This window comes from Methanosarcina soligelidi, from assembly GCF_000744315.1.
GTDB classification, from domain to species: Archaea; Halobacteriota; Methanosarcinia; order Methanosarcinales; family Methanosarcinaceae; genus Methanosarcina; species Methanosarcina mazei.
In genome coordinates this window covers 2,064,444-2,084,191 of record NZ_JQLR01000001.1, presented here as the reverse complement: position 1 = coordinate 2,084,191, position 19,748 = coordinate 2,064,444, and the positions used below count along the sequence as shown (strand labels likewise).

General features: G+C 42.4%; 17 protein-coding genes. 8 read left to right on the top strand and 9 right to left on the bottom strand.

Going from position 1 to position 19,748, the window contains the following annotated elements; genetic code table 11:
- Positions 1–996: 996 nt before the first annotated feature.
- Genes hypE through M886_RS09065 form a run of 5 tightly spaced genes read right to left on the bottom strand, consistent with a single transcriptional unit; the run spans position 997 to position 4,579 of the window.
- Positions 997–2,043 carry a hydrogenase expression/formation protein HypE gene (hypE, locus tag M886_RS09085; RefSeq protein WP_048051053.1) on the bottom strand — a complete coding sequence of 349 codons (1,047 nt, stop codon included), beginning with the start codon at positions 2,041–2,043 and terminating at the stop codon, positions 997–999.
- A gap of 36 nt (positions 2,044–2,079) precedes the next feature.
- Complete coding sequence (gene hypB / locus M886_RS09080; RefSeq protein ID WP_048047666.1) at positions 2,080–2,739, bottom strand: hydrogenase nickel incorporation protein HypB; 660 nt, start codon at positions 2,737–2,739, stop codon at positions 2,080–2,082.
- 34 nt (positions 2,740–2,773) lie between these two features.
- Positions 2,774–3,187 carry a hydrogenase maturation nickel metallochaperone HypA gene (hypA, locus tag M886_RS09075; RefSeq protein ID WP_011034241.1) on the bottom strand — a complete coding sequence of 138 codons (414 nt, stop codon included), beginning with the start codon at positions 3,185–3,187 and terminating at the stop codon, positions 2,774–2,776.
- The gene (gene hypD, locus M886_RS09070) at positions 3,180–4,316 is read right to left on the bottom strand and encodes a hydrogenase formation protein HypD (RefSeq protein WP_235203913.1); all 1,137 of its coding nucleotides are present in this window, start codon (positions 4,314–4,316) and stop codon (positions 3,180–3,182) included. The genes hypA and hypD overlap by 8 nt, the downstream gene beginning before the upstream one ends.
- A 2-nt stretch (positions 4,317–4,318) precedes the next feature.
- Positions 4,319–4,579 (bottom strand): HypC/HybG/HupF family hydrogenase formation chaperone, encoded by a 261-nt coding sequence (locus M886_RS09065; RefSeq protein ID WP_048037570.1) that lies wholly within the window; start codon positions 4,577–4,579, stop codon positions 4,319–4,321.
- Between the two features lie 1,119 nt (positions 4,580–5,698).
- Between M886_RS09065 and M886_RS09060 the strand changes: the two genes are divergently transcribed.
- The 3 genes from M886_RS09060 to M886_RS09050 are packed head-to-tail and all read left to right on the top strand — an operon-like array spanning position 5,699 to position 9,474.
- Complete coding sequence (locus M886_RS09060; protein ID WP_235203912.1) at positions 5,699–6,850, top strand: hydrogenase small subunit; 1,152 nt, start codon at positions 5,699–5,701, stop codon at positions 6,848–6,850.
- Positions 6,851–6,857: 7 nt separating this feature from the next.
- Complete coding sequence (locus M886_RS09055) at positions 6,858–8,633, top strand: nickel-dependent hydrogenase large subunit (RefSeq protein WP_015412353.1); 1,776 nt, start codon at positions 6,858–6,860, stop codon at positions 8,631–8,633.
- Between the two features lie 25 nt (positions 8,634–8,658).
- Positions 8,659–9,474 (top strand): cytochrome b, encoded by an 816-nt coding sequence (locus M886_RS09050; protein WP_048040740.1) that lies wholly within the window; start codon positions 8,659–8,661, stop codon positions 9,472–9,474.
- Positions 9,475–9,808: 334 nt separating this feature from the next.
- On the opposite strand, the gene M886_RS18295 is transcribed toward M886_RS09050, so the two are convergent.
- The 3 genes from M886_RS18295 to M886_RS09040 form a co-directional block, all read right to left on the bottom strand.
- On the bottom strand, positions 9,809–10,003 hold the full coding sequence (locus tag M886_RS18295; RefSeq protein WP_152558011.1) for a hypothetical protein: 195 nt from the start codon (positions 10,001–10,003) through the stop codon (positions 9,809–9,811).
- A 35-nt stretch (positions 10,004–10,038) separates the two neighbouring features.
- Positions 10,039–10,269 (bottom strand): heavy-metal-associated domain-containing protein, encoded by a 231-nt coding sequence (locus tag M886_RS17485; protein WP_052734143.1) that lies wholly within the window; start codon positions 10,267–10,269, stop codon positions 10,039–10,041.
- 148 nt (positions 10,270–10,417) lie between these two features.
- Positions 10,418–12,091, bottom strand: a complete 1,674-nt coding sequence (locus tag M886_RS09040; RefSeq protein WP_230625017.1) for an ABC1 kinase family protein — start codon at positions 12,089–12,091, stop codon at positions 10,418–10,420.
- Positions 12,092–12,256: 165 nt separating this feature from the next.
- Here M886_RS09040 and M886_RS09035 point away from each other — a divergent pair, with 165 nt between their 5' ends.
- The gene (locus M886_RS09035) at positions 12,257–13,192 is read left to right on the top strand and encodes a nucleoside recognition domain-containing protein (RefSeq protein WP_011034233.1); all 936 of its coding nucleotides are present in this window, start codon (positions 12,257–12,259) and stop codon (positions 13,190–13,192) included.
- Positions 13,193–13,264: 72 nt separating this feature from the next.
- On the opposite strand, the gene M886_RS09030 is transcribed toward M886_RS09035, so the two are convergent.
- Positions 13,265–13,864 carry a class I SAM-dependent methyltransferase gene (locus M886_RS09030; RefSeq protein WP_048040741.1) on the bottom strand — a complete coding sequence of 200 codons (600 nt, stop codon included), beginning with the start codon at positions 13,862–13,864 and terminating at the stop codon, positions 13,265–13,267.
- Between the two features lie 225 nt (positions 13,865–14,089).
- Between M886_RS09030 and argH the strand changes: the two genes are divergently transcribed.
- From argH to M886_RS09015, 4 genes are all read left to right on the top strand, one after another.
- Positions 14,090–15,565: an argininosuccinate lyase gene (gene argH / locus M886_RS09025; RefSeq protein ID WP_048040743.1), complete on the top strand. Its 1,476-nt coding sequence runs from the start codon at positions 14,090–14,092 to the stop codon at positions 15,563–15,565.
- Between the two features lie 316 nt (positions 15,566–15,881).
- A complete protein-coding gene (gatD, locus tag M886_RS09020; RefSeq protein ID WP_011034230.1) occupies positions 15,882–17,159 on the top strand; it encodes a Glu-tRNA(Gln) amidotransferase subunit GatD in 1,278 nt (425 codons plus the stop codon).
- A 527-nt stretch (positions 17,160–17,686) separates the two neighbouring features.
- Positions 17,687–17,848, top strand: a complete 162-nt coding sequence (locus M886_RS18890; RefSeq protein WP_162829137.1) for a symporter small accessory protein — start codon at positions 17,687–17,689, stop codon at positions 17,846–17,848.
- Between the two features lie 107 nt (positions 17,849–17,955).
- Positions 17,956–19,611 carry a sodium:solute symporter family protein gene (locus M886_RS09015; RefSeq protein ID WP_048051051.1) on the top strand — a complete coding sequence of 552 codons (1,656 nt, stop codon included), beginning with the start codon at positions 17,956–17,958 and terminating at the stop codon, positions 19,609–19,611.
- Positions 19,612–19,748: the final 137 nt, after the last annotated feature.

The window sequence follows — 19,748 nt, the reverse complement described above, 5'->3', positions numbered from 1 at the left end:
CAGGAAAGATTTTCTAAGTTTTGATACATTATAAAGATAAAACATATCCTGTTATATATTAGAAAGAAAATGATTTTGGTTTTAGAGAAATTTGAAAATATGATTAAAAAGAAATGAATATTTCATACTTTTATCCGTGTAATGAAAAAGTGTGAAATTTGAAGAAAATATTACTTCCATATAGTTTATAAGATAAATATTTTCAATATAAATATCCCGGTTTAAATTACAATAGGGAATAAAAACTCTTAATAGTAGAAATCTCCGGAGTGAAGGAACAGTAGATTGTACGGATAAAATATTATATGAGGCAAATTCCTGCGATAGTTTCAGTTACAATATAATATTACTATTTTATACACTCAATCTGTACTTATTCTCATTCAATCTATGCTTATTCTCATTCGATCTGTGCTTACTCTCATAATTTGATCTCCTGTACTCTTATTCGGTCTCTTATTCTCTACTCAATCTGTACTATTCAATCATACTCTATTCGCTGATTCACTCTATACTATTCAATTTACACCTGTTCGCTGATTCAATCTTACTTATTCAACCTCTATTCATGTTCTTTGTAAAACTTACTTTCAGCATAAATACTGAAATTCGAATAGATAATAAATGCATGACCAAAGAGGTGAATAGATGAATTGGCCAAAGAGGTGAATAGATAAATAATACATATAAGAGTCTGATTACAGAATTTCTCAGAACTGAAAAAATGAAACCAAACCGCCTGAGTTAATAAAGTTAGTCAAAAAACCCAGTCTAGATGAATCTATATTAGAGAGATCTAGATAATTAGAGAGATCTAGATAATTAGAGAGATCTAGATAATTAGAGAGATCTAGATTTATACATATATTGAAACTTAAAGGAAAAACCTGTGATTTTAGGGTCCCGGGTAGAAGTTTGAATAAATCAACCCGGGAGAAATAGAAGTTGGAAGAAATAAAATCTGTCAGTATATTCTCATTGTGTCTTCTCATTATGTTAACAGACTCTCGGGATCGGGTCTCCCGCAGGCACGTCCACATAACGCATCCCACCGAAACGGTTCCTCAGGATTACCTCTCCTTTGTTTTCAGCAGTGACCTCTCCTATAAGGGCTGCATCCTTTCCGTAGGGGTGCTGCCTGAGAATTGAAAGTACGTCTTCTTCAAAGCCGGCTTTGACCCCGATAATTGCTTTTCCTTCATTTGCAACTTCGAGGGGATCAAGACCCAGCATCTCACAGGCTGCAGTCACTGCAGGCTTGTAAGGGATGAGGCTTTCTTCAAGCAGGATTCCTGCTCCGGATTTTTCTGCCATTTCATTAAGAGCGTTTGCAAGCCCCCCGCGGGTAGGGTCTTTCATAGCCGTTATTACAGGCTCTCCCTGAGGAGTCCGGAGTTTAAGGACCGGTTCTATTAACTTCCACAGGGGAGCGGAATCAGAAACAAGATCAGTATCAAAATCAAAACCTTCCCTGTGGGCCATAAGAGAGATCCCATGATCCCCTATGGTGCCTGTAACGATGATCCCGTCTCCTGGCTTAAGACCTGAGTCTCTTACAGGGCTGTCCGTAATCCCGAGACCTGCGGTGTTAAGGATGATTGAATCAAGTGCGGTCTTTTCCACGGTTTTCGTATCGCCTGTGATTATGGGCACTCCAGCCTCCGCAGCAGTCTGGTCCATTGTTTTTATAATCTCTTCAAAATCATGGACTGGAAAACCTTCAGGCATTATGACTGCACAGGTGAGTGCAAGCGGTTTTGCTCCCATGACTGTCAGATCATTGATTGTACCTGCAACAGCAAGCCTGCCTATATTCGTATCCGGAAAAAAAGCAGGAGTTATCACATGGCTGTCCGTTGTCAGCACGAGTTCGGAAGAAGAGTTAAAGTTCTCAAGTCTGACTGTGGACCCGTCATCAAGGCTGTCAAGGCCTATAGAACCTGCACTTTTATTACGGAAGTTTTTGAGAATAATATCTCCTATAAGCGCCTGCATTACCTCTCCGCCGGCGCCGTGTTCGAGAGAAATTGTATTGGATTTCATCTAAAGCTCCTTTATCCTCGTAAGACTCTATTAAGTTTATTTAGTGCGTTTTTCAAGTCCGCTCTCGATGAAACCTATCCATGTTTCAAGGCTTTCCCAGTCGTGTTTTGATGTAAGGATCACCGGCACTTCAGGGTTTAAGGAAAGGATGTCGTCCCTCATCTTTTCGGAATCAACATCAACTGCATGTGCAATATCAACCTTGTTTATGACAGCAAGCTCTGAAGTCTTGAAAATCATGGGGTGCTTGAGGATAATGTCGTCTCCTTCCGTGACACTCACAATCACAACCCGCAGGTGTTCTCCCAGCTTGAAGTCCACAGGGCAGATCAGGTTGCCTACATTCTCAATAATCAGGAGATCCGTGTTATCAAGGTCTATCTCACCCAGAGCCTTTTCTACAAGCTTCGCATCCAGGTGGCACTCTTTTCCGGTATTTACAGGGATTGTCGGAACATCCAGCTTTCTAAAACGGGAAGCGTCCATCTCTGCAATAACATCGCCTGCAACAACGGCTATTCTGTATTTATCCTTAAGGTGCCTTATTGCCTCTTCGATCAAAGTGGTCTTTCCTGAACCTATTGCTCCCATAACATTTACTGAGAAGACACCGTGTTTGTCAAGAGTTTTCCTGTTCTTTTCGGCAATTTTATCATTTGCCTTGTAAACATCATGTCCCATATGGATTACATGCATTAACATAAACATCACCAGGGTTGCTTATTATTTTTTACCGCTGCGATTCATTTTCGTTTTCAGTTTCAATCTCTATGCTCTTTATGATCAATTCCCTGCCGCCTGCAATATGGGCCTGTTTTCCACACACAGGGCAGTCCATAGCTGCGATATAAGCAAGGAGTTCACTTGTCAGTTCGTTGCTTTCCCGTATCCTTTCCTGGTCTATAGTTCCTGTGTATCCGCATTCGCATTCAAGGGTTGGAGGCACCATTTCTACGATGAGATCCGCATTTTCAGCAATACTCCCTTCTGCAAGAGTCTTAAAACAGAAACTCAGCTGTTCAGGATTCGTATGGGACAGCCTTCCCATTTGAAGAGTCACATGTTTGACTTCTGTGGCTCCGTGAGCTTCGGCAGTAACCTTAACCTGCTCAAAGATTTCACAGGCAATGGAAAGTTCATGCATGTTTGCTACCTCCTTCTCGAGAATATTTATACCAGTTATAGCACATACCTTCCTGACTTACCATGCAGGGACCCGCTGGTTTTTTTGGAGTGCATTCTTTCCCGAAGTTAGGACACTGGGAAGGTTTTGCTTTTCCTGTCAGGATAGCTGCACAGATGCAGCGTTTTTTATCTTTTCCTTCAGCTTTCGATTTTATCTCTGCAAGAGAAGCAGAATAAAGATCTTCATGTATTTTCGCAGCGTCTTTTTCTTCAAACTCTTTCCTTAGGACGAGTCCCGAATCTTCTATATTTCCTATACCTCTCCACTCAGAGTCAGAAGTTTTGAATACCTCATCCATCATTTTCAGGGCTATTGTATTTCCTTCTGGCTTTACGACCCTGGGATATCCGTTGTCCACCCTTGAGATTCCTTTCTCTACCTGCATCTGTAAGATGTTTATTCCAAGAAGTATATCTGCTGCTTCAAATCCACTAACAACAACAGGAAAGCCCTTTTTTGCAAGCGGTTCGAAAGGTTCTGTGCCTATTATGGTTGCCACATGCCCTGGTGCTATAAAAGCATCAACATTGGTATCACTGGCAAGAAGATTGACTGCAGGAGGAGTCTGCTTCTGAGAAGCAAGGAGGCTGAAGTTGTCAGGTAGATCCGTCCTCAGAAGGGCTGCCGCGTTTGCAGGGACTGTGGTCTCAAAACCTATCCCGAAAAAGACTACTTTCAGATCTGGCTTTTTTTCTGCAAGGGCAACTGCATCATCTATACTGTAAACCATCCTTACATCCGCCCCTTCAGACTTTGCGTTCAGGAGGCTGTCTGAAGAGCCAGGTACTCGCATCATATCCCCGAAAGTGACCACGGTTGCTCCGCTCTTTGCGAGAGCAATTGCAATGTCAATATCTCTTTCAGGAGTGACACAGACAGGGCAGCCGGGACCACTTATTACTTCAATATACTGAGGAAGCACACTTCTTAGCCCGTATTTTGCTATGGTTCTTTCGTGCGTTCCACAGACATGCATTATACGAAGTGATACCTCAGAACCTTTAATCCTTTCAAGGAGTTTCTTTTCTATGTCTGAAACCGCTGTTTTTGAAAGAGATTTTCCGTTTTCCATATTATCAGCGTCCACTTTCACTGAGATTCACTTTCAAGGGAGTCAATTTCTTCGAGACCGGCCATAATCTTGAGAAGGCGCATGGTTTCTTCACTTTCCTCTTCCGAAATCTCAGATATCGCATATCCAACATGTACAAGGAAATGCTTTCCAATCATAGACTCCTTTGCACCTCCCATGAGTGCCATATTTACATCTCTGCAGATCCCGCCCATGTCAATAGTTGCTGTATTTTCATCCACAATAGCCGTCATTTTACCAGGAATTGCTATACACATGTTACCTCTTCCGTTTTCTTTTAGAATATAGTCGTTTTTAGTATCAATGATTATAAGATTAGTTTTTGTGTAAGAGCTATTTTAAATAAGCTGTTTTCATCAGAAATTTGAAAAAGATTTATTCGAAGCCCCAGACGAACTTGTATATATAGATAACAGAAGAAAGAGTCTTTATCCCAATGCCCCATTCTCCGCCTGCTCATCATGTTTTACTGCTCTTCTTCCTCCAGTTGCAAATAAAAGAAAAGCACAGATTCATAATGAATAATTATGAATAAAACCGGGTTCTGAATTCTCGAATTAAATTTATTGATAAAAATTGTTTTTCGCAATTCTTGAATTCTATTTTATAACTTTTTTGCTTTGCTATTTCATATACAGAATTTGAAGATGTCCTTTCGGAGTATATAAACTGTATAAATTATAGATTGAAATATACATATAAACCTCTTTCGATCAAATTTGAAGCATATAATGACTCCAAAAAGTATTAATAAATAATACTTAAATTTGAGTAAAGACGATTTAACCGAAAAATAGGTTCTTTTTGTATTTCTTTTTTCCTAAAGGCTTTTGAAAAAGCTCTCATGCAACCACTACAAATGAAGTTAGCAGTAAAGAAATTCTTTAAATTGTTTTTATTTTTGCAATAACATTTGCATGCGCCTCAGGTTCCTGTATTCGTCTGTGAATAACTCCCTGCTTTCCTCGAAAAGATTCTATATTTTTTTAATTTTTATGCATTATTTCATAATAAAAACAAATTTTTGCATATAAACTCACACTTTATAGCAGGTATCTAACCTCGAATCAGCCCGATTGCCGTATTATTTACTTCTTTTTTGAACTTTCTGAATATCTCACTACGAATGATTAATTGAAACATTATGGTGAAACAGACATAATTATTATTTTAATTATAATTATATTGTTTTTAATATAAAAGGACTCCCTCCCCCGACTAATATATTTATCGATCAAAGTAAAAATCCTTAAATACTATTCCCTCATTCAAAACATTAGTGAGGAATTTATAGTTGTATTTATATAATTCTGGAGAGTTTTTAACTAATATATTCTTTAGTGTATAAAATTGGGTAAAATCAAGATGTGGTAGAGATGAGTACTGGAACGACAAATCTTGTCCGTACACTTGACAGTATGGACTTCTTAAAAATGGACCGCCGCACCTTCATGAAGGCGGTAAGCGCTCTGGGTGCAACTGCATTTCTTGGCACCTATCAAACAGAGATTGTAAATGCGCTTGAGTTTGCAGAGACAAAACTGATCTGGATACACGGTTCAGAATGCACCGGATGTTCAGAATCTCTTTTAAACGGAGGCAATCCTGATGTTGCACAGGCTCTGACAAAACTCAATGTAAACCTTGCTTACCATGAGACACTCTGTATGCAGCAGGGAATATGGAATGATGGTGAGCTTGTAAACACCTCAGAGCTTAACTCAGAGATTTTACTTGAAGACCTTTACAAAGAAGGTAATTACATCCTGGTTGTTGAAGGGTCAATCCCCAACGGTCCGGACGGATCAGGACGATACCTGGTTATAGGGAACAAAACGTTCAAGGAGACACTCGGAGAGGCTGCAGAGAACGCAAATGCAATAGTTGCAGTCGGTGCATGTGCATGCTGGGGAGGAATTACCTCTGCGGACAGCGATATTGAAAAGGAGACAGACTACAGAGGAGTTGCTTTCAAAAAGACCGATGCATCAAAAGGCATGCTCAAGGAACTTGGAATTGACAAGCCGGTAATTAACATACCGGGCTGCCCTGCTCACCCTGACTGGATTCTTCTTACCCTGGGTGCGGTAATACTTGGAAAAATAAAGATACCGGACGACCTGCCAGCAGCTCTTGACCAATACGGAAGGCCAAAGGTGTTCTTCCCACCGGACCATACAGTACATGAAAACTGCCCACGCCGCGGATACTATGACAGGGGAGAGTTTGATACGGAGGTTGGCGGAGAAAAATGCCTCTGGAAACTGGGATGCAAAGCTCCGTATGCACATGCAGACTGTGGAATTAGAAGATGGAATGGCTCAGTAAGCATGTGTACACAGGCAGGAGGACCGTGCATTAACTGTGTAGACCCGGGTTTCCCGGATGCGTCAAGACCTCTGTATGTTGAAGCGGAAGACAAGGGAATTGTAGGGGCAAATATTGACACAGTAGCAAAGGTAGCTGTAGGGGCAGCCGCAGTTGCTGCAGGTGTGCATGCAGTAAGGAGAATGGGAAAAGGAGAGTGAGTGAAAAATGGTAAACGTTACAGTTGATCCCTTAACCAGAATTGAAGGACACCAGAGAATTTCAACAGAAGTAGATGCAAACGGTGTTATTACAGATGCACAGTCATCGTCCCTTATATTCAGGGGATTTGAACGCATACTGCAGCACCAGGACCCGAGAGACGCAGCTTTTCTTACACAGAGGATTTGTGGAGTATGTCCGCTTTCTCATGGGTTAACAGCAACAAACGCACTTGACGAACTGTACGGCGTGGCTGAACATGTCCCAAAAGATGCTCTTGTTATGAGGAACATTTTCCAGGGACTTAACATGGTGGCAAGCCATGCAACTCATATATATGTCCTGTTTGGACCTGACCTTGCAAACCCGGCATACAAAAAGGTCCTTACACCACTCGGAGACACGGGAAGCGCAGTCTGGGATGAAATGCTTGGAAGGTTTGCACCTATAAGCTACAAGATGGATGGTGCGGCTATACCTGCAGGAAGTTCATACATGGCAGCAATTCCTGAAAAGAAACGCCTTCAGGAAATGATTGCACTTATTGCAGGAAGGATGCCAGGCCCATCATCCCTGTATCCTGGAGGATACACATACCCGGCAACTGTTGCAGATATTACAAAACTGTCAACATACTATTTGCAGGTAATGGACTTCGTATCTGCACATACTCTGAAAGTTGATTTCAATACATGGATCGAAAATACATACAAGGCAAGCTCCCCTACGAAAGCGGTAAACTTCGTCACCGAACACCTGACTGACCTTATCAACAAGTCAACATCTTCCAACGACTTCTCAAAAGAAGCAGGATGGGGAGATGTAGAGTTCTATGCAGCCTTTGGTTCGGAACTGGTAGGAGAAAAACTTCTTGGCCTTCCGGCAAGCCTGAAACATGATACTATCGGAGGGTACAAGGACCCTTCAAAGATATGCTTCGTTGCATACGGAGGATATTACAAGCCAACAGACGGATATGACCCGAGGAGCCCGGCAGGAGACAGGATTTTCACATCAGGTGTGGTATCAGGAAACCTGGAATACCTGAAATTTGATCCGGACAAGATCACAGAGAGTACGGCACACTCATTCTACCAGAACAGTGTAAACGACCTCCCACCAGTAAAAGGTGAAACAGTTCCATTCACAGATCCTGAGAAAATTGTATACACAGGAGGCTCGGACAGCCAGTACAGCTGGGACAAGGCTCCGAGATATGACGGAATTGCAGGTGAAGTCGGGCCTCTTGCACGCATGCTGAACATAAAAGAGCCGCTTGTAACAGGACTTGCTCTGGCACTGGCTGAAAATGGATATTCGCCAGCCAATGTTTATACAAGGATGCTGGCTCGCATGCAGGAAACCGCAATTCTCGCATATGAGCTTCTCAACTGGGTTACTGTTGACTACGAACCCGGGGGAAAGATTTCCGTGCCTCTTGACTTCAATGCAGCTAAAGACAGTCAGGGAATGGGCCTGTGGGAAGCACCACGTGGGGCTCTTGGCCACTGGATTTCTACAAACGGAAGTGGCAAGGTTGCAAACTACCAGTGCATAGTTCCGGGTTCATGGTTGATGTCTCCAAGGGACAGCAATGGAATACCTGGACCGCTTGAACAGTCTCTTATCGGCTCAAAAATTAACCCGGTTGGAGAGGTAGATTACACCAATCCAGTTGGAATATTCCACATGGGCAGGTCATACGACCCGTGCATTTCATGCGCAGTCCACACAATAGACCTTACAGGGAAATGCGCTCCAAATACTCTAAGGATACTCTAAGTACAGTACAGGGAGATGACCCACGATGAAATCTAACAACAACCCGAAGGCGATGGTTGTTGAGCGCTATACTATAACGGACAGGATAGCTCATACGGTACATGCTATCGCGATGATAGTGCTCATCATCACCGGGTTAAAGATATACGCTGGATGGGAGTTTATGAGCTTCCATACAGCACGTACACTGCACATGATTGCGGTCCCGTTCCTGCTTGCAGTAAACTGGATACTTATCCCATACAATATCTTTTCCGAAGGGCATGGATTACTGGGAAAAATATCGCATTTTACGGACCATTACATCTTTGGTCCTAAAGATGCGGTTCGTCTGGGAGGAATAATTAAAAACTTCTTCAGGAAGGGCAGATATCCTGCATATTCCATCTATGATGAAGAGAAAGGACACTACGAGACCAAACTTCACCCCGTAATGAAGGTCCTGATTGTGCTTGAAGGTACAGCACTCTTCTTAATTACGGTGTCAGGAATCGTCCTGTACAAGCTTGACTGGTCGCTTTTTGGTCTTCCAGTAGCACAGTGGATCATTTCAATATCCGGTATGATTGCACCCACATTCGGAATGACTCCTGTAGGGTTCCTGAGACTTCTCCACCTGCTGATGACATACTGGTTTATCTTTGAACTGGTGGTGCATGTGGGAATTCTCGGATTCGACCCCCACGTCTGGAAGTACTACAAAGCCATATTCTGGTCAGGAAAAGAAGACTTCTCAGACCCTTACTATTCAGAGTATGTAGAAAAATATTCAAGGTTTGATGCCAAGAAGGAACACAAGCAAGTGAATGCTAACAAAGAACACGGGCACCAGAAACATTAAAAAAGCTGTTAAAATGGAACCTTAATCGGAAAAGATAATACAGGTATATTCGAAAAACCTTTACACTTATTATCAGGTGAGACTATGCCTGTATTATATTCTCCGGTCCATATCAATAAATGTAAAAATTACAGTTTCTGTCTCAAAATCATTGAGACTGCCAGAAGGGCATTACATTTGATGCTGCCTGGCACAGTCCCCAGTTGCATACACTTTAATAAGGCAGAGATCCACTGAATAATGCTGAACTCCATCCCTCATATCATAAATAGCCTGGCCATAAAAGGCATATAAATAATCGAAAAACAGGTTCAGGCTCTACCGGAAATTGTGGTTATGGGAATGAAATATAAACCAAAGCCGCTGAAATTACCCAGGAAATAAGTCCAGGCATTTTTGAGGGTGCGGATAAAGCCGTAAAACGTAATAAGGGAAGAAAACTTCTCCCCTTCTTTGATCTTTTTATTAATTCATTTAATCTCTGTCTTTTTTTCATCAATTTACTGATCTCAATCTTTTTTCTGCTCATATTGCATAAGATATAAAAAATTATAAAACATCAAATTATAAGGGTTCGTACCCTGCTTCGCGAATTGCAGTCCTTATTTTTCCCATGTTTGTTCTGGTTTCTTCAAAATCCACTACTGCTTCTCTCTTTTCGAGATTAACATCAACTTCCATTACTCCCTGCACGGAAGCAATAGCCCTTCCAACTCTAACAACACAATGATTGCATTCCAGACCTTCAATTCTTATAATTTCCTGTACCAGAAAATACCCCCCCTTCCCGGTCAATAGATACGAGTATTGATTTGCCGGTTTTACCAGTGCATACCAGGCAGAATGAATATTGTAATTACTACTGGATACCTGGTATTATCAGGCACATTATTATCTTAATTTCCGGTTATCAGAACTTTTTATTGGGATCTGATTTCATTCTTCACTTCCCTTTCAGTGAAGCAATAACTGCTATGAGGATTGCTCCACCAAATCCTGCAAGTCCAACCCAGTAAAATACCTCCCCGTATAGCAATATATAGGCAGAGACTACAAGCAGAACAGCAAGGAAAAACTCCTTTGAAAAAACTTCACGTTTTTTATCTTTCTGCCTTACCTCAATGAACCTGTCCCCCACGCCTTCCATTTTGTCGGCAACCTCCCTGATCGCAGCCCTCATCTCGGCTTTTTCATTCACTGGCTCGGAGGAAAATTCGATATGAAGTGCAGCTCCCTTTGGAGTATTGAGTTTTTTGTAAGCATCCATAAGGACAGGAATTGCGATGCTTTTAATATTGTACCTGGGGTCAAGTTCAAGGCAAACTCCTTCTATAAGCAGGATCGCTCTCTGAAGGGTGGAAAATTCCCCCGGGAGCCGGATATCATATTTCAGGCCCAGCTTTGCGTAATTGTCGCTCTGCCTGCCTTCAAGCCCGTAGTTCTGGTTTGCGATCAGCTCATCCATATCCTTCCTGAGCCTGCGAACATCCACATCTCTTGAGTCTGCTCCCCCGATTTTAAGAAAACCCTGCGTTGCCCCTTCAACATCCCTGTTATTGATAGCGTAATAGAACTCCAGCATATTCCTTTTGAGTTCGTCATCTATGCTGCCAACTGCCCCAAAATCGATGAAAGAAACAGTATCGTTCTCTTCAACCAGCATATTGCCGCCGTGGGGATCTGCATGATAAAAACCATCTATATAAACCTGCTTCAGGTAACTCTTTGTAATTGTACGCGTATATTCCGACTTTTTACTCTGGGGCAGAGGCGTATCAATTATGTCTTTAACCTGCGTCCCCTGAATAAATTCCATTGTAAGGACATTTGCAGAGCAGTAATCCGGATAAATTTTAGGCACAGAAACATTTTTCACATTCTTGAAATTATCTTCAAAACGCCTCATGTTGACAGCTTCAATCCTGAGGTCAACTTCCCGGGTAAGCATTTCCCGAATTTCCAGAAGAAAAGCATCGATGTCAAAATTCTTTCCCACGCCCATAACCTTTTTCATAACAGGTTTAAAGTCGTCCAGTATGGAAAGGTCGATATTTATGATGTCAATCAGGTGCGGTCGAAGTATCTTAACGGCTACGGGCTTGCCTTCGAGAACACCTTTATAGACCTGAGCAATAGAGCCGCAGGCGATCGGCTCAGGGTCAAAGCTGTCAAAAATATCAATAAAAGCTTTTGCTTTTCTCTCCCTTGCAGCCTTGAGCTCCTCCTCGCTTTTCTTCCTTTTCCTTTCCTCACGAGTCTGATATTCACATACACATGCAAGGTCAAGAGACTCAGCCATCTCTTCAAAAGGCACAGGTTTGACTCTGTCCTGCAAATTTGCCATTTCAACAACATATGGCTGGGGCACAAGATCAGGCCTTTTACTCATTGTCTGCCCCATCTTGATAAAAGTGGGACCCAGCTCTTCGAAAGCCTGCCTGAGTTTTGCAGCTGTCTCCCGATTTTCGAGATCAAAAGTGCAGGTGCAGTCAGGATTGGATATATATTCAGTCCGCAGGTCATGGTAGAGTTCCGGGATGAGATTATATTTGAAAAGAACTCGTGTGACCTCAAGATAGCGCTTTGTCTTCCCCAGCATCCATAATGAATTGGTCATTATTGTTTAATAGAGTTTCTAAGGATACCAGTTTCTGGAGGATTAAGCAAATTTACTGGAGAATTAAACAATTTTACTGGAGAATTAAACAATTTTACTGGAGAATTAAATAATTACAATTTAATTTAGAAAAATTAATAAACATTAATACTGCAATCAAATTGAATGTTACTTACCGCTTTTACGCATTCGGCTGAGTATCTTTTAAAAACAGGTCCCGCAATAGTACTTGGGGTTATCCTTGCCGAACTCCTTGTGAGCCTGGGGTGGTTCTACAAATTTGATTTTCTGGTAAAACCGGTTACAAACTACGCCAATCTCAGAAAAGAATGTGGAGTGGGTTTCCTTACGGCTTTTGCGTCAACATCTTCAGCCAATGCTTCACTTAAAAGCATGTATGATGAAGGAATCATAAAGGAAGAAGAACTGATCATAGCTTCGGTTTTGAATTCATTTCCTGCAATTGTCATGCACTGGAGATCCCTGCTTCCGATACTTGTGCCCCTGCTCGGGACAACAGGGATCGTTTATGTCGGGCTGATAACTCTCGTAGGCTTTGTAAAAACCCTTATAGTTCTTATTGCCGGGCATTTCCTGCTTGAAAAAAAAGAAGTAAATTTTGAAGACCTTGAAAAGGAAAAGCCTCCGGAATTAAAAACAGCATTTAAAGAAAGCCTGGTGACTTCGAGAAAAACGATAATCAGGATCTTTAAAGTGATGATCCCGGTAACCATCCTTGTTTTTATTCTCACTGACCTTGGTATATTTGATTCCCTTGGCTCATATCTCAAGCCTATTTCGGACTACCTGCCTGTACCTGTAGAAGGGCTCCCTGTAATTGCAGCTCTTTTTGCAAGCCATCTTGCAGCCTATACTCTTGCAGCAAACCTCATGGAACAGGGAATTTTAACCGGCATAGAAGTCATAATCGTCCTCCTGGTAGGCAATATAGTAACAAGCCTCGGCTCACTGAGAATTTATGTCCCTCATTACGTCGGGATCTTCGGCCCCAGAATAGGGATGAAAACCATTTTGATTTCCCAGACCCTCAGGGTATTTGTTATGATAGGAATTACAGGGTTCATTTTAATAGTGTTTTAAAGTGAAAAAAGGACATGCTAAAAGCAGATAAAAGTAAACATTATAAAAATATAACGTAAAAAGAAAAGCCTTTTACGGTTTTGCCCTGATTTTTCGGAAAATATCCTTAAAAGCCAGTTTTTTTGCCTCCAGAATGGTAAAGCCCGCCTTCTGTATATTTTTAACCGTCTGCCGTGTGGTATGGTCCCCAAGCAGGAAAAACAGAAAAGGATCGATCATGTGCTCAAAAAGAGAAATAATTGAGTTACTGCTGTGCATGTGCTCAAGGGCTATAAGTTCACCTGAAGGTTTAAGGACACGCCTCATTTCTTTAAGAGCTATTACAGGATCAGGGATTGTGCAGAGGACAAAAGTCGCAATTACATAATCAAAGCTCTTGTCCGGAAATTCAAGATGTTCTGCGTCCATCAGAAGAAGATTGACGTTTTTCACTCCCCCGGTTTTCTGCCTGGCTTTTTCGAGCATACCCTCACTGGCATCGATTCCCGTTACAGAACAGCCTGCTGGATAGTATTTCAGGTTCCTTCCGCTTCCTACCCCGATTTCCAGAACTTTTCCGCTAAGGCCTGAAAGTGCTTCTTTTCTCCATTTCCGGAAAAAGAAAAATTCAAGTGGCAGGTCTAGCAGTTCATAAACGGGCGCTATCCGGTTGTATTTTGAGGCTGCGGACATTGTGAACATCTTTAAGGGTGTGGATATTATAACAAAGTGCTCAGAATTAAACCTTTTACGGTTTTACCCGGAAAACTCCCGAAAACCGATTCATATTTAAGTATTTGAAATAATACCACGCTTCATATTTAAGCCGTTATTACACATTTAAAATAGATATTCTCACAACATATAATATTCACAATTAGATAGAGGACATATTTAAAATTATACAGAGGACACCCGATGAGCAATATTTTAAGGAGAGGCAGGCTTGAAGCTGCCCAGGATGAGGAAATTTTACGCTACACCTCCTCTATGGAGGCCGACCGATGGATATTTAATGCCGACATAGTGGTTGACCTTGCCCATACGGTAATGCTGAGAGAGCAGGGCATTATAAAAGAAGAAGATTGCAGCAAAATCCTCAGCGGGCTTTTAAAGATAAGGGAAGAAGGCATGGAAAAGCTCGACTTCAGCTATGAAGACATACACATCTCGCTTGAATCCAGGCTCATCGACATGGTAGGAGAGGATGTGGGAGGCAGGATGCACTCCGGGCGTTCAAGAAACGATGAGGTTGCAACCTGCATCAGGCTGACTCTCAGGGAAGAACTTCTCGGGCTGCTTGAAGAAATATTTGCATTAAGAAAAACTCTTGTCAGCCTCGCAGAAAAACACAGTGAAACCCTTATGCCTGGCTTTACCCATCTCCAGCACGCCCAGCCGACCACTCTGGCTCACCACCTCTGTGCACACGAATCTGCTCTAGGCAGGGATTTTGACAGGGTGCAGGACGCTTTTTCACGGGTCAACCTCTGCCCGCTTGGGGCTGCTGCATTTGCATCTACCGGCTTTAACCTCAACAGGAAAAGGACTCAGGAACTCCTGGGCTTTGAAGGGCTTCTGGAGAATTCTATGGATGCAGTCAGCAGCAGGGATTTCCTTATCGAATGCGCCTCTGTGTTTTCGAATCTCATGATAAACCTCAGCAGAATAGCTGAAGAACTTGTAATCTGGTCTTCATCAGAGTTCAATTTCATTGAGCTTGACGATATGTATGCTTCCACTTCTTCGATTATGCCCCAGAAGAAAAACCCGGATACTGCGGAATTAATGCGCGGAAAAACAGGAGTTTCTGTGGGCGCCCTTATGTCCCTGCTCACGATCTGTAAAGGCCTGCCCCTGAGTTACAATCGCGACCTGCAGGAAGCAACACCCAATATCTGGCGCTCGGTTGAAACTGTAAGGGCTTCTGTCAGGGTAATGGAAGGAATGGTCAAAACCATGAAAGTCCATCCCGACGTGCTCGCAGCCGAATCAATAACGGGTTTTACAACAGCTACCGAACTTGCGGATACCTTTGTCAGGGAAACAGGAATCCCCTTCAGGACTGCCCACCAGATAGTAGGAATGCTTGCAAAGGAAAGGGAAAAGCCAACAATGGAAAAGATAGACTCTGCAGCTGAGGTTGTTCTCGGGGAGTCGCTTTCAAGCAAAGGATTAACAGAAAATATGGTAAAGGAAGCTCTCAATCCTGAATCCAATATAAAAAGAAGAAAAATTCCTGGAGGCCCTGCTCCTGAGGAAATGAAAAATTATCTATCAAAAAGGAAGACTGAGCTTGAACTGAACGCACAGGAAATTGCAACCCTGAAAGATATAATAGACTCGGCTTTTGAAAATCTGCTTTCAGTGGTTGAAGAATACAGAAAAATCTGAGTGCGGTGGTTTTAAGCGCAGAAAACACGTTTAATTTTAATATTATTTCAGACCTTTTAGTATTGCACAGATTATACAGAATAAAACTGCATCATCGGAACGGCACTAAAACGCTCTTACAGCTTGAAACTCACTATTATAGATAACAGCTTGAAACATACTATTATAGATACCAGCTTAAAAAGCACTATTATAGATTATATACTAATTACAATGACTAAAACTAAACTTTCAGATTATATACTTATTACAATTACCAAACTTACAGATTGTAACTCATTACTATGCTAAATGATCATAAGAAAAGGGATTATTCATGGAATTCAAACAGGGCGATCGGGTACGCATTGAAAAGAACGGCACTGTCTATGAAGGCAAAGTAATGCCTTCCATGGAGGGATATATCACAATAAAAATGAAAAGCGGTTACAACGCCGGTTTTTCCATAGATAAGGTCAGTATAACTCCCCTGGAAAATAACGGGGAAGCTGCAAACGGAGGAAATGGGGGAAAAAACGGGCAAAAAGAGCCTGAGCCGGCAAAAGAAAAAGTTTCTAAACCTGGGCTCCCGAAAGTTTCTATCCTTTCCACAGGAGGGACAATTGCCAGCAAAATAGACTACAGGACAGGTGCGGTTACATCCCAGTTTACTGCGGACGATATCCTCGCTGCAATTCCTGAATTGAAAGAAATTGCAGACTTTAAAGGGAGGGCAATCTCAAGCATCCTTTCCGAAAACATGGACCCTGATTCCTGGCAAAACCTCGCCAGAGCAGTCGTTGAAGAAATCGAAGCCGGAGCTGATGGAATAATTGTCACTCACGGGACGGACACCATGATGTATTCTGCTGCAGCCCTTTCTTTTATGATAGAAACTCCTGTGCCTATCGTTTTTGTAGGTTCCCAGAGAAGCGCAGACCGCCCCAGCAGCGACAATGCCATGAATGCCATCTGTGCAGCAAGGGTTGCCATAAGCGATATTGCCGAAGTTGTGGTGGTTATGCACGGCACAAGCTCGGATGACTACTGTGAAATCCATAGAGGGACAAAGGTCAGGAAAATGCATACCTCCCGCAGGGACGCTTTCAAGTCAGTGAATTCTCTTCCGATAGGGACAGTGGATTACGATACAGGAGAAATAAAGACATTTATCGAATACACCGGACGCGGAGAAAAGTCCCTGAAATTCAAACCCGGAATGGAACCGAAGTGCGCCATTGTGAAGTTTACTCCCGGAGCGGACCCCTCAGTCCTTGACTGTTATGTTGACGGCGGCTATAAGGGGCTTGTCCTTGAAGGTACCGGCCTGGGGCACGTTTCCACAAAATGGATTCCTTTTATCCGGAGAGCTGTGGACGCAAAAATGCCTGTAATAGTCACATCCCAGTGCCTTAACGGCAGGGTTTGTGACCGTGTTTACGATACAGGCCGTGACATGCTGAAAGCCGGTGCAATCGAAGGAGAAGACACTCTTCCCGAAACAGCCCTTGTAAAGCTTATGTGGGTACTCGGTCAGACAGATGAGTTTGAAAAAGCTGTCAGTATGCTCGGAGAGAATCTCAGCGGGGAAATCAATGAGTGCACTCTGAGATAAAATTCCCGAAAACTCTAAAAATCATACAAAGAACCCTGAATCGGGTTCATCTTTAAGTTTTTTCATCTTTAAGCTCTTTCATCTTTAAGCTTTTTCATCTTTAAGTTTTTTATAATATTTTTTCTAGCTAATTTTATATTTTTTTAGCAGGTAGTCAGATAAACTGATAGATTTATTTTACGAGCAGATAATCGAGGATAGAAAGCTGTTCAGAGGTCAGCAGAGCTTTTTCTGGACCTGTTAAAACACTTTATTTAACAACTACTCTACTACCCCGATTATATTATTTTTAGTTACAGAGAGGGAAACGACAATACTGCATATGTGCGAGAAAAGAGTGGGACTTAAATCTGGCTGCGTAAAGAGATCCGGATTAGAGAGCTATGAAAAATATTTGAATTCAGAGAGTTCACTTCAATGTAAAATTCATTCCGCTCAACATATTTAAATAACAAAAAGCTATAATGTACTGTGCTAACAGGTGTCATGTTAGCTGATAGCAGGAAATTATAGACAGGTGGTAGTACATGTTAGTTTTAGGAATTGAGGATCCACAGATCTGGCTTGCATATTTGTTTTGTGTATTGAGCGCACTCGGATGCATGATTTACGGGGCATTGAACTGGAAAAGCGAAGAAGAAAAGGCAGTCAGAAGTGGAGCTCAGAAACCAGCAGCTCAGGATCAATAACTCAGGATCAAAATATCGATCCCGGGCTAAACTTAACTCTCGAGTTCAGGCGATCTTTTTAATATGCCTGTGAAAAACAGCAGTTAATCTATTCTGGAATGGTCTTTATGGCAATCAGTACTTCAACTCTTATCCTGTTTGTAATTATTTATCTTGCAGCCACTTTCTATGTCGCTTACCTGGGATACAGGAAGAACTCCCAGACAGACGGGTATATGCTTGCAGGTAGAGGAGTTCACCCTGCGATCATGGCACTCTCGTATGGAGCTGCGTTTATCAGTACTTCCGCAATAATCGGGTTTGGAGGAGTAGCCGCTTCGTTAGGGATGGGGCTCCTATGGCTTGTGTTTATGAATATCTTTTTTGGAATCTTCATTGCTTTCGTAGTTTTTGGTCCCCCAACACGCCGCATGGGACTGAACCTGGGAGCCATAACGTATCCCGAATTTATAGGAAAGCGCTTCCAGTCAAAGTTTATTCAGGCATTTTCCGGGATTTTGATAGGCATTTTCATGCCTCTTTACGCTGCAAGCGTTATAATAGGAGCCGGAAGATTTCTTGAGACCAGTCTTGGAATCAATTACAATATTGCCCTCATAATTTTCACCATTATAATCGCTTCTTATGTGATTAAGGGCGGTCTTCTCTCGGTAATGTATGTGGATGCCATGCAGGCTATTCTTATGTTGCTTGGAATGGGTTTCCTGCTTGTCTTTACTTACGTTAAGCTTGGAGGAGTTGTTGAAGCCCACCAGGCCCTCACAAGTATGTCAAACCTTGTCCCTCAGGCACTTATAGATCAGGGGCATAGAGGATGGACTTCAATGCCTGAAGCTGGCTCCCCTATATGGTGGAACATGATTTCCACAATCATAATGGGAGTCGGAATAGGTGTTCTTGCACAGCCCCAGCTCGCAGTCAGGTTCATGACTGTAAAGGATGACCGTTCCCTGAAAAGAGCGGTTGCTGTTGGAGGTCCTTTTATCCTGATGATGGCAGGAGTCGCTTATGTTATAGGGGCTCTTTCGAATGTGTATTTCTACAGGACTATGGGCATGATTTCCCTTCAGGTTGTGCCGGATGGGAACACTGACCTTATAATGCCCACTTTCCTGAACCATGCCATGCCTGAAATGTTTGTAACGCTCTTCATGCTCAGCCTGCTTTCAGCTGCAATGTCCACAGCAGCTGCCCAGTTCCATACAATGGGCACAGCCATAGGATATGACGTCTACCAGCAGAGCATTATGAAGGGCAAGTCTACAGCAACTGTCCATGTTACAAGATTGGGAATTACCTTTACCATCCTGGTTGCAGTCGTTCTTGCGTATATCCTGCCCGGAAGCATTATTGCCAGGGCTACTGCCATGTTTATGGGCCTTTGCACTTCTGCCTTCCTGCCCCTGTTCATCGGAGCACTTTTCTGGAAGCGCACAACAAAAGCCGGAGCAACTGTAAGCCTTGTAATAGGGTCTTTAAGCAGCCTATTCTGGTTGACATTTGTCCATGCAAAAGAAGCAGTGCCCCTCGGGATCTGCCAGGCAATTTTCGGAAAAGAAACACTACTTGCAGGCACCTGGACTGTTGTAGACCCGATCCTGATCGCAACCCCTCTCTCTCTCCTTGCGCTGGTCGCAGTAAGCCTTATGACACCCCAGTTTTCACCTGAATTCCTGAAGAAAGCTTTCAGTAGAAGGTTTGAAGACGAAGAGGAAAAGTCAGAAGCAGCATCACAAAAGAAGGTTGAATCTACAGGCGTTTAAACCTGTATCTTAAGAAGCAGGCGTATTTTTATACGTCTATTCTTTTTCAATTTCATGCTATTTTAGTCTGGCTTTTATTCTAATTTTAATCTGGCTTTTATTCTAATTTTAATCTAGCTTTTATTCTAATTTTAATC

What these genes read in the sequence shown, in the direction of transcription:
- hypE (WP_048051053.1), bottom strand. Translation starts at nt 2,043, where the DNA reads ATGAAATCCAATACAATTTCTCTCGAACACGGCGCCGGCGGAGAGGTA.
- hypB (WP_048047666.1), bottom strand. Translation starts at nt 2,739, where the DNA reads ATGCATGTAATCCATATGGGACATGATGTTTACAAGGCAAATGATAAA.
- hypA (WP_011034241.1), bottom strand. Translation starts at nt 3,187, where the DNA reads ATGCATGAACTTTCCATTGCCTGTGAAATCTTTGAGCAGGTTAAGGTT.
- M886_RS09065 (WP_048037570.1), bottom strand. Translation starts at nt 4,579, where the DNA reads ATGTGTATAGCAATTCCTGGTAAAATGACGGCTATTGTGGATGAAAAT.
- M886_RS09060 (WP_235203912.1), top strand. Translation starts at nt 5,699, where the DNA reads ATGAGTACTGGAACGACAAATCTTGTCCGTACACTTGACAGTATGGAC.
- M886_RS09055 (WP_015412353.1), top strand. Translation starts at nt 6,858, where the DNA reads ATGGTAAACGTTACAGTTGATCCCTTAACCAGAATTGAAGGACACCAG.
- M886_RS09050 (WP_048040740.1), top strand. Translation starts at nt 8,659, where the DNA reads ATGAAATCTAACAACAACCCGAAGGCGATGGTTGTTGAGCGCTATACT.
- M886_RS18295 (WP_152558011.1), bottom strand. Translation starts at nt 10,003, where the DNA reads ATGAGCAGAAAAAAGATTGAGATCAGTAAATTGATGAAAAAAAGACAG.
- M886_RS09040 (WP_230625017.1), bottom strand. Translation starts at nt 12,091, where the DNA reads ATGACCAATTCATTATGGATGCTGGGGAAGACAAAGCGCTATCTTGAG.
- M886_RS09035 (WP_011034233.1), top strand. Translation starts at nt 12,257, where the DNA reads ATGTTACTTACCGCTTTTACGCATTCGGCTGAGTATCTTTTAAAAACA.
- M886_RS09030 (WP_048040741.1), bottom strand. Translation starts at nt 13,864, where the DNA reads ATGTCCGCAGCCTCAAAATACAACCGGATAGCGCCCGTTTATGAACTG.
- argH (WP_048040743.1), top strand. Translation starts at nt 14,090, where the DNA reads ATGAGCAATATTTTAAGGAGAGGCAGGCTTGAAGCTGCCCAGGATGAG.
- gatD (WP_011034230.1), top strand. Translation starts at nt 15,882, where the DNA reads ATGGAATTCAAACAGGGCGATCGGGTACGCATTGAAAAGAACGGCACT.
- M886_RS18890 (WP_162829137.1), top strand. Translation starts at nt 17,687, where the DNA reads ATGTTAGTTTTAGGAATTGAGGATCCACAGATCTGGCTTGCATATTTG.
- M886_RS09015 (WP_048051051.1), top strand. Translation starts at nt 17,956, where the DNA reads ATGGCAATCAGTACTTCAACTCTTATCCTGTTTGTAATTATTTATCTT.